The organism is Cellulomonas sp. P5_E12 (assembly GCF_054049315.1).
The window spans coordinates 1-11585 of sequence record NZ_JBFUMP010000044.1 but is presented as its reverse complement, the minus strand read 5'-3'; the positions used below and the strand labels follow the sequence as shown (position 1 = coordinate 11585).

The 11585-nt window shown below is 75.0% G+C and carries 14 protein-coding genes; 4 read left to right on the top strand and 10 right to left on the bottom strand.

Annotated elements, in window-relative coordinates:
* Positions 1 to 903, bottom strand: a 903-nt coding sequence (gene infC, locus ACXJKA_RS19675; RefSeq protein WP_456826885.1) for a translation initiation factor IF-3, incomplete at its 3' end; no start/stop codon positions are given.
* 248 nt (positions 904 to 1151) lie between these two features.
* Here infC and ACXJKA_RS19670 point away from each other — a divergent pair.
* Positions 1152 to 1520, top strand: a complete 369-nt coding sequence (locus ACXJKA_RS19670) for a DUF1844 domain-containing protein (protein ID WP_456826884.1) — start codon at positions 1152 to 1154, stop codon at positions 1518 to 1520.
* Here ACXJKA_RS19670 and ACXJKA_RS19665 read toward each other — a convergent pair.
* On the bottom strand, positions 1501 to 2799 hold the full coding sequence (locus ACXJKA_RS19665; protein WP_456826883.1) for an MFS transporter: 1299 nt from the start codon (positions 2797 to 2799) through the stop codon (positions 1501 to 1503). The two genes, ACXJKA_RS19670 and ACXJKA_RS19665, sit on opposite strands and share 20 nt — an antisense overlap.
* A 107-nt stretch (positions 2800 to 2906) precedes the next feature.
* Between ACXJKA_RS19665 and ACXJKA_RS19660 the strand changes: the two genes are divergently transcribed.
* Genes ACXJKA_RS19660 through ACXJKA_RS19650 form a run of 3 tightly spaced genes read left to right on the top strand, consistent with a single transcriptional unit; the run spans position 2907 to position 4700 of the window.
* Positions 2907 to 3560, top strand: a complete 654-nt coding sequence (locus ACXJKA_RS19660) for a hypothetical protein (protein WP_456826882.1) — start codon at positions 2907 to 2909, stop codon at positions 3558 to 3560.
* Positions 3557 to 4282, top strand: coding sequence for a S1C family serine protease (locus ACXJKA_RS19655; RefSeq protein WP_456826881.1), 726 nt, complete (start codon positions 3557 to 3559; stop codon positions 4280 to 4282). Before ACXJKA_RS19660 ends, ACXJKA_RS19655 begins: the two co-directional genes overlap by 4 nt.
* A gap of 16 nt (positions 4283 to 4298) precedes the next feature.
* A complete protein-coding gene (locus ACXJKA_RS19650) occupies positions 4299 to 4700 on the top strand; it encodes a spore germination protein GerW family protein (protein ID WP_456826880.1) in 402 nt (133 codons plus the stop codon).
* Here the strand turns inward: ACXJKA_RS19650 and ACXJKA_RS19645 are convergent.
* The 8 genes from ACXJKA_RS19645 to ACXJKA_RS19610 all read right to left on the bottom strand — a co-directional run.
* Positions 4697 to 5428: an SseB family protein gene (locus tag ACXJKA_RS19645; RefSeq protein ID WP_456826879.1), complete on the bottom strand. Its 732-nt coding sequence runs from the start codon at positions 5426 to 5428 to the stop codon at positions 4697 to 4699. The genes ACXJKA_RS19650 and ACXJKA_RS19645 overlap by 4 nt on opposite strands.
* Positions 5425 to 6165, bottom strand: coding sequence for a bifunctional 1-(5-phosphoribosyl)-5-((5-phosphoribosylamino)methylideneamino)imidazole-4-carboxamide isomerase/phosphoribosylanthranilate isomerase PriA (gene priA, locus ACXJKA_RS19640; protein ID WP_456826878.1), 741 nt, complete (start codon positions 6163 to 6165; stop codon positions 5425 to 5427). Before priA ends, ACXJKA_RS19645 begins: the two co-directional genes overlap by 4 nt.
* A complete protein-coding gene (locus tag ACXJKA_RS19635) occupies positions 6162 to 6812 on the bottom strand; it encodes an imidazole glycerol phosphate synthase subunit HisH (protein ID WP_456826877.1) in 651 nt (216 codons plus the stop codon). Before ACXJKA_RS19635 ends, priA begins: the two co-directional genes overlap by 4 nt.
* Positions 6813 to 6910: 98 nt before the next feature.
* Positions 6911 to 7402 carry a hypothetical protein gene (locus ACXJKA_RS19630; RefSeq protein ID WP_456826876.1) on the bottom strand — a complete coding sequence of 164 codons (492 nt, stop codon included), beginning with the start codon at positions 7400 to 7402 and terminating at the stop codon, positions 6911 to 6913.
* Positions 7402 to 8013 (bottom strand): imidazoleglycerol-phosphate dehydratase HisB, encoded by a 612-nt coding sequence (gene hisB / locus ACXJKA_RS19625; RefSeq protein WP_456826875.1) that lies wholly within the window; start codon positions 8011 to 8013, stop codon positions 7402 to 7404. The genes ACXJKA_RS19630 and hisB overlap by 1 nt, the downstream gene beginning before the upstream one ends.
* A complete protein-coding gene (locus tag ACXJKA_RS19620) occupies positions 8010 to 9125 on the bottom strand; it encodes a histidinol-phosphate transaminase (protein ID WP_456826874.1) in 1116 nt (371 codons plus the stop codon). The genes hisB and ACXJKA_RS19620 overlap by 4 nt, the downstream gene beginning before the upstream one ends.
* Positions 9126 to 9135: 10 nt before the next feature.
* Entirely contained in the window at positions 9136 to 10131 is a 996-nt protein-coding gene (locus ACXJKA_RS19615; RefSeq protein ID WP_456826873.1) for an NAD-dependent epimerase/dehydratase family protein, read from the bottom strand.
* A partial coding sequence (locus ACXJKA_RS19610; RefSeq protein WP_456826872.1) for an AMP-binding protein occupies positions 10128 to 11585 on the bottom strand: 1458 nt, incomplete at its 5' end. The genes ACXJKA_RS19610 and ACXJKA_RS19615, both read right to left, overlap by 4 nt.

Sequence of the window (11585 nt, the reverse complement as noted above, 5' to 3'; positions counted from 1 at the left end):
GGCCGGACGAGGCGCGACCGGCGCGGGCGCCGGGGTCTCGACGGCGGCGGGCGCCTCGACGACGGTCTCGACAGCGGCGGGAGCCTCGACCGGGGCCGGCGTCTCCACCACGGCGGGCGTCTCGACGACGGCCGGGGTCTCGACGACAGCGGCGGGCGCCTCGACGACGGGCTCGGCCGGAGCCGGGTCAGCCGCCGCAGCAGCGGCCGCGGCGGCTGCCGCAGCGTTCTGCTCGCGTGCCGCAGCAGCCTGCGCCGCACGGCGCTGCTCCTGCTTCTGGTCGGCCTTCTTCTTGTTCGGGCCGAGCACCATGATCATGTTGCGGCCGTCCTGCTTCGGCATGCTCTCGATGAAGCCGAGCTCCGAGACGTCGTCGGCCAGCCGCTGCAGCAGACGCACACCCATCTCGGGGCGGGACTGCTCGCGGCCGCGGAACATGATCATGACCTTGACCTTGTCGCCGGCCGTGAGGAACCGCTCGACGTGGCCCTTCTTGGTGCCGTAGTCGTGCGGGTCGATCTTCAGCCGGAAACGGATCTCCTTGAGGACCGTGTTGGTCTGGTTCCGCCGGGCCTCGCGGGCCTTCATGTCTGCTTCGTACTTGAACTTGCCGTAGTCCATGATCTTGCAGACGGGCGGACGAGCGTCAGGTGCGACCTCGACAAGGTCGAGGTCAGCGTCCTGAGCCAGGCGCAGTGCGTCCTCCACGCGGACGATCCCGACCTGCTCGCCGTTGGGGCCGACCAGGCGGACCTCGGCTACGCGGATCCGATCGTTGATGCGGGGCTCGCTGATGTGGTGCTCCTCAGGTTCGTCGTGGCGACCGTCAGGAACGAGGAAGGCCCCCGTCCTGAGCACAGGAGGAGGCCTCAAAGTCCGCCACGTGCCCACGGCCGCAGCCATGCTCACGCCACCGGGACCGGCTTGCGCCGTCCGGTGCGGACTGTGACCCGGTCTCTGTCGTCGATGCGCAGACACACGCATCGATCGGTCGAGGCCCAGGTGGGAGAGACTCCACTTGTGCGCCTGAGCCGTGTCCGCCCGTGAGAGCGAGGCACAGCCCAGGTCAGTCGACCGCCAAGACTACCAGAGAAGCGGGGTGCGCCCGCACCGGCGTCGGAGCACCCGTGGCCCGATGAGAGGATCGAGCCATGACCGAGAGCAGTCCGAGCACGGACCCCACCAGCGCGGCCACCCGCGACATCGCGGACGTCGCCGCCGTCGAGGTCATCACGACCGCCGCCGTCCACCTCATGAGCGCAGCCGCCGTGAAGTGCGGTCTGGCCGAGGACGGACCGACCGGCGCGGGTGCCGACTTCATGGACCTGGACGAGGCCCGCAAGCTCATCACCGCGCTCGCCGCGCTGGTCACGGCCTCGGCGCCGGACATCGGCAACCAGCACGCCCGCTCCCTGCGGGACGGTCTGCGCTCGCTGCAGCTGGCGTTCCGCGAGGCGTCGCCGTTCCCCGACGCCCCCGGCGAGGGCCCCGGCGAGAAGTTCACCGGCTCGGTCGTCTGACCCGCTCGCGTCGGGCGGAGCCGATGCCGCGGTGGCGGATGAGCCGGACCCGGGTGCGGGTGGCGGGCACGTGACGCGGCAGGGCATGGTCGGGCGTCTCGGGCGTCTCAGCCCCGCTCCTGCGGCGGACCGTCGCGAGCGCGACGAGCCCGCTGACGGCGATGGCGCCGCCCACCACCGCCGCGGTGAGGAACCCGGCGCCCGGCGTCGTCCGGTCGATCACCGCACCGCACAGGGGCGCGCCGAGCGCGTTGCCGACCGTCCCCATCGTCCCGCTCCAGCCCATGACCTCACCCCGCCGGTGCTCGGGGACGAGGCGGACGAGCGTCGCGTTGATCGAGGACAGCGCGGGCGCGCACGGCAGGCCGGCGACGACGATCGCGACCGCCAGCCAGACCTGCCCGGTGGCGAAGGCGGCAGGGACGGCGGCGAGCGCGAGGACGGCGACCAGCACGAGCGGTGACGGGTTGCGGTGCGTGGCCCCGTGGACGAGCCCGCCGACGACCGAGCCGCCGGCCCACAGCGCGATCATCCAGCCGACGTCCGCCGAACGACCGGCGTCGTTGAGGGTGGCGACGAGCGACACGTCGGTGCCGACGAGCACGAAGGCTGCCGCGAGGCCCGCGAGGAGCACGACGACCAGCCCCGGGCTGAGCAGCCGACCCTTCGGCAGCTCGGCGACCGGCCCGGCCGACGGTGCGCTGCGGGTGGGCGGGTTCGCCCACATGAGGAGCACCCCGGCGCCGACGGTCAGCGCGCCGACCACGGTCAGGGCCACCGACGTCGAGGCCTGCGTCGCGAGCAGCACGCCGGCGACCGGCGAGAGCATGAAGGTCAGCTCGACGGCGACCGAGTCGAGCGAGAACGCGGCGCGCTGGTGCTGGAGGGGCACGAGCACCGACAAGGACTGCCGGCTGACCGAGAAGACCGGCACCAGGAACAGCCCGGCGACGAACGCCGCCCCGATGAGGGCCTCGTAGGTGAGGTGCGGGGCCGCGAGCCACACCGCCGACTCGACGACGACCGACGGGGCGATCGCGCGGCGCAGCCCGAGCTTGTCGACGAGGCGGCCGCGCCACGGCGCGCCGAGCGCCATCCCGACGGTCGCGGCGCCGACGACGAGGCCTGCCTGGGCGTAGCCGCGGTCCAGGGTCGAGACGACGTGCAGCGTGAGGACCACGCCGACCATGGCCGACGGGATGCGGGCGAGGAACGAGACGCCGAAGAGCCGTGCGACGCCGGGCAGGCGCAGCACGGCTCCGTAGGTCGTCGAGGGCATCCGACGATTGTCGCCGCTGCCCCGCGGTGCTCCGGGCGCGGCCGCCGTCCGCCGGTCGGGGCTGAACATCACCCTGAGGGCAGCCGATGGCCTCCTATCCTGGGGCGATGCCGCCCGACGACCCCCGCGCGAGTGCCGGGACGCCCCCGGAGCCGCAGCGCCCGGTGACCGAGATCACCCCGGCGCCACCGTCGTGGCTGCCCGCCGTGCCGGATTCGTCCCTGTCGCCGGCGCCGGCCCGTCGACGCGGGCCTCGGGTCACGACGACCGTGCTCGCGGTGCTGCTCGTCGGGACGCTCGTGGGCGGTGGTCTGCTCCTGGCGCACATGCTCCGGACGAACGAGGCGTGGCAGGCCTCGACGCAGGACTGGGAGACGCTCGCGCGCTCGACCGGGAACGACCTCGCGACGGCCCAGGCCGACCTCGCCGCGACGCAGGCCGAGCTCGACGCCGCGCGGGGGCAGCTGGCGACCGCCCAGGAGCGGATCACGCAGCTGGCCGACGAGAAGGCGCAGCTGGGAGACACGAGCGCGTCGCAGCAGCAGCTCGCCGACTACCAGTCGCGCGTGTCGCAGGCGGCCGGGCAGGTGGCCACCGCGCTGGCCGCCTGCGTCGACGGGCAGCAGCGCCTCATCGGCTACCTGCAGAACTCCGCGCAGTACGACCAGGCCGACCTGGCCCGGTTCACCTCCGACGTGCAGACGGTGTGCCAGAAGGCGACCGACGCCAACGCGGCGCTCCAGAGCGAGCTCCAGCGATGAGGAGCCGCGTCGTGCTGGTCGGCGCCCTCCTGCTGCTCACGGCGGGCTGCAGCGTGCTGCCGGCGATGCCCGCCCCCGTGCCCACCAGCGTCGTGCCCACCGACCTCCCCCGGCCGACCCCGACGTCCAGCGGGAACCTCTCCCCCGACGGCTTCGACTCGGCGCAGCGGATGGCCGTGCGCATCCGGAACATCGGCTGCGGGAGCCTGTCGACGGGATCGGGCTTCGCGCTCGACGACCACACGCTGGTCACCAACCGGCACGTGGTCGAGGACGCCTCGACGCTGCAGATCGCCACCTACGACGGCCGTGACGTCGCCGCCGCCGCGGCCAGCACCGCCGACCTGGCGGACCTCGCGATCGTGCACACGCAGGACGCGCTGCCGGCCGCTCCCGAGCTCGCGACAGCCGACCCGGCGATCGGTGACGCCGTCACGGTCGTCGGCTACCCGCTCGGGCAGGCACTGACCGTCACCACGGGCCACGTGCTCTCGAGCGAGACCGACCCGCTCAACGAGAACCTCGGCGTCGTCCTGGTCACCGACGCACCGGTCGAGCACGGCAGCTCGGGCTCCGCCGTGCTGGACGCCGACGGTCGGGTGGTGGGCGTCGTGTACGCCAAGGACGCAGACGGGCACAGCTTTGTGGTGCCCGTGAGCACGCTGCGGTCCATGCTGGACGACGAGGCGTCGTTCACACCCGCGGCACCCTGCACCGGCTGACCCTTCGGAGGTTCTCATGCCTGTCCCGCGCTTCGACCCAGAGACCGTCACGCGTGCCACCAACGACGCCCTCACCGTGCGACGGGTGTTCGGTGAGGCGTACGAGCGCGACGGGACGCTCGTCATCCCGGTCGCCAAGGTGTGGGGCGCGACCGGGTCCGGTGCCGGCTCCGGCCAGAGCGGTGCGTCGGACGAGCCCGAGGGCGACACCGTGCCCAAGGGCACCCAGGTCGGGCACGGCGGGGGCGGCGGGTACGGCGTCCGGGTCAAGGCCGTCGGCGTCTTCGTCGTCGACGGCGCGGGCGCGCACTGGCGGCCGGCGCTCGACCTCAACCGCGTGATCCTCGGCGGCCAATTGGTGGCCGCGTTCGTGCTCAGCACGTGCGCCCTCGCGTGGGCGGTCAGGCGCCGCCGCTAGCGTGCCGCGCGTGGCCGCAGCTCGAGCGAGTCGACCCGCGTGGCCACCAGCTCGACACCGGCCACCGCGGCGTTGACCCGCGCGAGCACCGCGTCGAGCCCGGCGCGGTCCAGACCGGCGACGAGGTCGACGACGACCGCCACCTCGGCGCGCGCCCCGGGCACCGCGTCGACGGCMACCACGCCCGCGAYGGGTGCCACCGCCGCGGCGATCGCGGCGCGGACCTCGGGGTCGACGCCGTCGGCCGTCACCGCCGGGCGCCAGCGCTCCTGCTGGGCGAGCGCCCACACGGCCGGCCGCGGGACCAGGACCGTCGTCGGACCGCCGGGGTCCACGACGAGCACCTCCCAGCCCTCGGTCACGGCCGACAGCGCCGCGCGGGCGACGTCCGAGGGCACCGGTCGCGCGTCGGGCCGCCACGCCGCCATCGTCGCGACCGACGTGAAGACCGGCAGGGCCGTGCGGCCGTCGGGAGCCCGCAGCGCGACGATGCCCGCCGAGGCCTCCTTGTCGACCGTGTGCTCGTGCCCGGCGTGCACGACGACGTCCTCGACCTCGAGCTCCGCGAGCACGGGGACCAGCACGCGGGTGCCCGCGAGCGCGTCGACCACCACGGCGACCGTGCCGGTGCCGGCGTCGAGCGCGGCCAGCGCGGCGGCGACGGCGGGATCGGCCGTGCCGTCGTCGCCCGCGAACGGGGACGACGGCGGCAGCTCGCGTCCCGTCACGGGCGGCCCGCGACGTCCAGCGCCTCGGGCAGCGTGAACGCGCCCGCGTAAAGAGCTTTGCCGACGATCGACCCCTCGACACCGAGCGGCACGAGCGTCCGCAGCACGCGCAGGTCCTCCAGGCTGGACACCCCGCCCGAGGCGATCACCGGTGCGTCGGTCCGGGCGCACATCTCGCGCAGCAGCTCGACGTTCGGGCCGTTGAGCATGCCGTCCTTGTTCACGTCGGTCACCACGTAGCGCGCGCACCCGGCGTCCTCGAGGCGGGCGAGGACCTCCCAGAGGTCGCCGCCGTCCTTGGTCCAGCCGCGCGCCGCGAGCGTCGTGCCGCGCACGTCGAGGCCGACCGCGATCTGCTCGCCGTAGGACCCGATCACGCGCGCGGTCCACTCCGGGTTCTCCAGCGCGGCCGTGCCGAGGTTGATGCGCGTGGCGCCGGTGCCGAGCGCGCGCTCGACCGACGCGTCGTCGCGGATGCCGCCGGACAGCTCGACCTTGACGCCCTTGGCGACCAGCTCGGCGGTCACCTCGGCGAGCAGGACCGCGTTGGAGCCGCGCCCGAAGGCCGCGTCGAGGTCGACCAGGTGGATCCACTCCGCGCCACCGGCGTGCCAGTCGAGCGCGGCCGACAGCGGGTCGCCGTATCCCGTCTCGGTTCCGGCGGCGCCCTGGGTCAGGCGGACGGCCTGGCCGTCGGCGACGTCGACGGCGGGCAACAGCTCGAGGCGGTCGGTCATGCGTGGTCTCCGGGGGTGGCAGGGGCGGGAAGGGACGCGACCCAGCGTGCGAGCACCTGGGCGCCGGCGTCGCCGGAGCGTTCCGGACGCAGCTGGAGGGCGGTGAGGGGGCCGTTCTCGACGGCGGCGACGAACCGGTCCGGGCCGGCCGTCCAGATGACGACGGGGACGACGAGACGCGTGTCCGCGGGCCAGTCGTCGAGCAGCGGGAACGTGCGGGCGGCGTGAGCGTGTGCGAAGTCGAACTCGGCGTCGCCGAGGTCGTCGAACAGCCTGGACCCCTCGGCCACCACGACGGGAGCGGGGCCGACCGGCTCGACCGGCTCGACGACGCCCGGCCACTCCCCCAGGCCCTCGGCTCCGGGTCCGGCGGCGAACATCACGTGCATCCCGACGCCGATGGCGAGCACGGCCCGACCGCCCGCGAGGCGCCGGTCGACGACCTGGTCGCCGCCGACGGCCAGCACGCCGGCCATGACCTCGGCGAACGGCCCGTTCCCCGCGATGACCAGCCCGTCGGCGACGAGGGCGGTGCGCTTGTCGGACGTGATCTCGACCTGGGCACCCGCGCGGGTCAAGGCCTCGGCCAGCGGAGCGTGGTCGTCGGGACCGTGGTCGAGCACGACGACGAGGGGCTGGGCGGGCACCGGACCACGGTACCCGCGGCCGACGCGCCGCCCGGTCGGGCGCCGGTCCGCGAGACGGGTGCCCCGCGACGGGCGAAACGTTCCTCTCGGGACGGCTACTACGACTTCTTCTTGCCCGAGCCCGTGATCGTCCGCATCGCCTGCCAGCGCGACATCCCCACGCTCGTGACGACGCCCTCGACGTCGCCCGCCTGCACCGAGCCGAGCAGCAGGTCCTCGAGCACCGCTGGCGCGTCGGACAGCACCAGGCCGGCGGGCAGCTTGTCGCCCCGCTCGCCGGCCGTCCAGCGGGTCGCCGTGATCTGGCCCTCGCGCCGCTCGAGCAGGATCACCGGCAGCGTGCGCAGCAGCTTCGAGATCGCCCCGGCGCCCTCGGCCGCCGCGCGCGGGTCGCGCAGGACCGCGATCGCGCCGATGTCCGTCGGCACGACGTCAACCTCGACCTTGGCGATCGCGCACGCGGCCGCGAGCGGTGCGGGCGCGGCGACCTGCGTGATGACCAGGACGACCGACGGGTCCTCCGGCGGCGCGTCGAGCAGCGAGGAGAGGTCGTCGGGGACCTCGAAGTCGTCGGGCAGCTCGTCGGCCATCACAGCGCGCCCTTCGTCGACGGGATCCCGTCCACCCGCGGGTCGAGCGCGACGGCGAACCGCAGCGCCCGGGCGAGCGCCTTGAACTGGGCCTCGACGATGTGGTGCGGGTCGCGGCCCGCGAGGACGCGGACGTGGATGCTGAAGGCGGCGTGGTGCGCGATCGACTCGAGCACGTGCCGGGTGAGCGAGCCCGTGAAGTGGCCGCCGATCAGGTGGTACTCCTGGCCGGGGGGCTCGCCCGTGTGCACGAGGTACGGCCGCCCGGACACGTCGACCACGGCCTGGGCGAGCGCCTCGTCGAGGGGCACGGTCGCGTCGCCGAACCGCGAGATCCCGCGCTTGTCGCCCAGCGCCTCGCGCAGGGCCTCGCCGATCGTGATCGCGACGTCCTCGACGGTGTGGTGCGCGTCGATGTGCGTGTCGCCGGTCGCCTTGACGGTGAGGTCGATCAGCGAGTGCTTGCCCAGCGCGGTGAGCATGTGGTCGTAGAACGGCACCGTCGTCGAGATGTCGGTGCGACCGGTGCCGTCGAGGTCGAGCTCGACCAGCACGCTCGACTCGCTCGTCGCGCGCTCGATGCGCGCGGTACGGGCCTTGGGAGTACTCACAGCCCAGCCACCTCCACCAGGGCGTCCCGGAACGCCGCCATGTCCTGCGGGGTGCCGACCGACACCCGCAGCCACCCGTCGGGCCCCACCTCACGGATGAGGACCCCACGGTCGAGCAGACCCTGCCAGATCGCGTGCCGGTCGTCGAACAGGCCGAACAGCACGAAGTTCGCGTCGGACTCCGCGACGGTGAGGCCGCGCTCCCGCAGCCACACGACGAGGGCGTCGCGCTCGTCGCGCAGCGAACCCACCTGCGCCATCAGGGCGGGCGCGTGGGCGAGCGCCGCGCGAGCGACCGCCTGCGTGACGGCCGAGAGGTGGTACGGGAGGCGGACGACGCGCAGGGCGTCGACGAGCGCCGGCGCGGCGGCGAGATAGCCGACGCGCGCCCCGGCGAGCCCGAAGGCCTTCGACATCGTGCGGCTCACGGCGAGGTGGGGGTGGTCGGCCAGGAGCTCGAGCGCCGACGGGGTGCCCGCGCGGCGGAACTCGCCGTACGCCTCGTCGACGACGACCACGCAGCCGCCCGGCACCGCGGCGGCGGCGGCCAGCACCGCGAGCACCGTCGTGGCGGGCAGTGCCGTGCCGGTCGGGTTGTTCGGGCTGGCCAGCAGCACGACGGACGGCGCGTGCTCGGCGATCGCGGCGCGCGCGACGTCGGGGTCGAGCCCAAAGTCCTCCTCGCGGCGCCCGGCGACCCACCCCGTGAACGTGTCGCGCGCGTACTCCGGGTACATCGAGTACGTCGGCGCGAACGACAGCACCGTGCGACCCGGTCCGCCGAAGGCCTGCAGGACGTGCAGCATGATCTCGTTCGACCCGTTCGCGGCCCACACCTGCTCGGTGGCGAGCGCGACGCCGGACTCGACCTCCAGGTACGCGGCGAGGTCGGCGCGCAGGGCGTCGAAGTCCCGGTCGGGGTAGCGGTTCAGGCCCTCGGCCGCCCGGGCCACCGCGGCGGCGATGTCGGAGACCACGTCCGGCGCGGGTGCGTACGGGTTCTCGTTGACGTTGAGCAGGTGCGGCACGTCGAGCTGGGGCGCGCCGTACGGCTCGAGGCCGACGAGGTCGGGGCGCAGCGGGAGCGCGCCGCGCAGGAGATCAGCAGTCACGTGCCCGAGTCTAGGGAGCCGCGGACGACGGCTGCCGCGCCGTCCACTCCGCCAGACGGGCCAGGCCCTCGTCGAGGCTCACGGCGGGCTCCCACCCGAGCGCCTCGCGAGTGCGTCGCTGGTCGAACCAGTGCGCCGTGGACAGCTGCTCCGCGACGAACCGGGTCAGCGGCGGCTCGCCCGGCAGGGGCAGCGTCCGCCAGGCCGCGTCGAGGACGGAACCCGCGCCGCGCGCGAGGGCCGCCGGGACGTGCCACCGTGGGGTCGGGACCCCGGAGGCCTCGCAGATCCCGACGAGCAGCTCGAGCACGGGTCGCGGCTCGCCGTTGGTGACGACGTAGGCCTCGCCGTACGCGGCCGGGTCGGCATGCAGCGCCGCGATCAGGGCATCGACCGCGTTGTCGACGTAGGTCGTGTCGATGAGCGCGGCGCCCTGGCCGAGCACGGGCAGCCGGCCGCTGCGCGCACGGTCCACGACGCGCCCGACCAGCTGGGTGTCGCCCGGTCCCCACACGACGTGCGGCCGGACCACGATGACCCCCAGCCCGCCCGGATCGTGCGCCGCGAGCGCGAGGAGCTCCGCGGTCGCCTTCGTCCGTGCATAGTGGCCGCGCGCGTGCGACGGGTCGGCCGGGCCCGCGGGCGCCCCGGCCAGCGACCGGCCCAGGTGAGCCACCGACGGCGACGAGACGTGCACGAACCGGCGCACTCCGGCGGACGCGGCCTCGTCGAGCAGGTGTCGTGTGCCGTCGACGTTCACGGCCTCGAACTGGCTGAGCGGCCCGGTGATGTCCACCTTGGCCGCGAGGTGCACGACCGCGTCCCGGCCGACCACGGCCGCGCGCACGACGGCGGCGTCCGTCACCGACCCGGCGACGTCGTCCGCTCCGGCCACGTGCGACGGGCTGCGCTGGAGGGTGCGCACGTCGTGCCCGTCGGCCACCAGGCGCTCGGCGACGGCCCGCCCGAGCATGCCGCTGGCACCCGTGACCAGGACGCGCGTCACAGCCGCGCCCGCTCCCCCGCCAGCACGCGCTCGGCCCAGCCCGCGACGCGGGTCCGGTCGACCTTCGAGTTGTGCCGGACGTCCGTCGGCAGCTGCTCGACGACGAGCACGGCGGCGATCTCGGTGCCGTCGAGCGTGTCCCGCACCTCCGCCGCCAGCCCCGGCTCCGCGACGACCGGGCCGTGCGAGAACACCTCGGGCTGCAGGACGACCACGACCTGTTGCGCTCCGCGGGGGCCGACACCGACCACCGCCGCGGCGACCACGCCCGGGACGGACTGGGCCCGCTGCTCCAGCCCCACGGGCGTGCGGACGCCCGAGGCGGTCACCAGGACGTGCGCCAGCCGACCCTCGATCCAGAGCCGGCCGTCGGCGTCGAGGTGCCCGACGTCGCCGGTGCGGTGCCAACCGGCGTCCCGCGCCGAGGCCTGCTCGGTGAGCCAGAGCCCGTCGTACCGCTCCTTCAGGTGGGCGGCGGAGACCAGCACCTCGCCGGTGACCCCCGGTTCCCGCACCGGTGCACCGGTCGCCTCCCCGTCGGCGTCGAGCGTGCTCACCGCCACCCGCACGCCCGGCACGGGCCGCCCGACGCACACCCCGTCGCCCGGCGGCAGCGCGCGCAGCTCCTCGAGCGACACGTCGGCCACGACCAGGGCCTCGGTCATCCCGTACGGCGTGTGCGCCTTGGCGCCGGGCATGAGGTCGGCGGCCGCCTCCAGCAGCTCGCGACCGACCGGCGCGCCCGCCGACAGGAACAGCCGGACGCCGGCCAGCGCGGCCCGCTCCGAGCCGTCGGCCGTGCGGACCACCGACCGCAGCGCGGCCGGGGAGGCGAACACGACCGCGGCGTCGATCGCGCGCACGGCCTCCGCCAGCGCGGCCGCGGTGAGCGTGCCCGGCGAGGTCACGTCCATGTACGGGCTCGCGCTGGTCGCGCCGAGCGCGGGGCCCAGCAGGACGAACGGCGCGAACGCCGCGACGAGCGGGCTGTCGGGTCCGATGCCGTAGGTGCGCCCGACGGCGTCGCGCATGGCCGCGAGCCGGCGGTGCGTGTAGGCGACGCCCTTGGCGGGGCCCGTCGAGCCGGACGTGAAGAGGACCGCGGCGTCGGCGTCGGCGTCCGGCCACGGGAGGTCCTCGGTCGAGGCCCTCCCCAGCGCGGCGAGCTCGTCGAGGGACGCGCTGACCCCGAGCGCGTGGCGCACCCCCGCGCGCAGCGGGCCGGCGCTGACCAGCGTGGGCGCCCAGCGCAACCAGCGCGCCGCGACCAGGGCCTGCTCGATCCCGATCACGACCGTGGGCTCGGCGGCGCGCACCGCGCGGGTGAGCCCCTGGACGCCCAACCCCGCGTCGGCCACGACGACGACCGCGCCCAGCCGCAGGCACGCGTAGAGCACGGACGTGAGGTCGACCCCGGGCGGCACGAGCAGGGCCACCCGGTCGCCGGGCCGCAC

Coding starts and splice junctions, on each gene's coding strand:
- ACXJKA_RS19670 (WP_456826884.1), top strand. CDS start 1,152: ATGACCGAGAGCAGTCCGAGCACGGACCCCACCAGCGCGGCCACCCGC.
- ACXJKA_RS19665 (WP_456826883.1), bottom strand. CDS start 2,799: ATGCCCTCGACGACCTACGGAGCCGTGCTGCGCCTGCCCGGCGTCGCA.
- ACXJKA_RS19660 (WP_456826882.1), top strand. CDS start 2,907: ATGCCGCCCGACGACCCCCGCGCGAGTGCCGGGACGCCCCCGGAGCCG.
- ACXJKA_RS19655 (WP_456826881.1), top strand. CDS start 3,557: ATGAGGAGCCGCGTCGTGCTGGTCGGCGCCCTCCTGCTGCTCACGGCG.
- ACXJKA_RS19650 (WP_456826880.1), top strand. CDS start 4,299: ATGCCTGTCCCGCGCTTCGACCCAGAGACCGTCACGCGTGCCACCAAC.
- priA (WP_456826878.1), bottom strand. CDS start 6,165: ATGACCGACCGCCTCGAGCTGTTGCCCGCCGTCGACGTCGCCGACGGC.
- ACXJKA_RS19630 (WP_456826876.1), bottom strand. CDS start 7,402: ATGGCCGACGAGCTGCCCGACGACTTCGAGGTCCCCGACGACCTCTCC.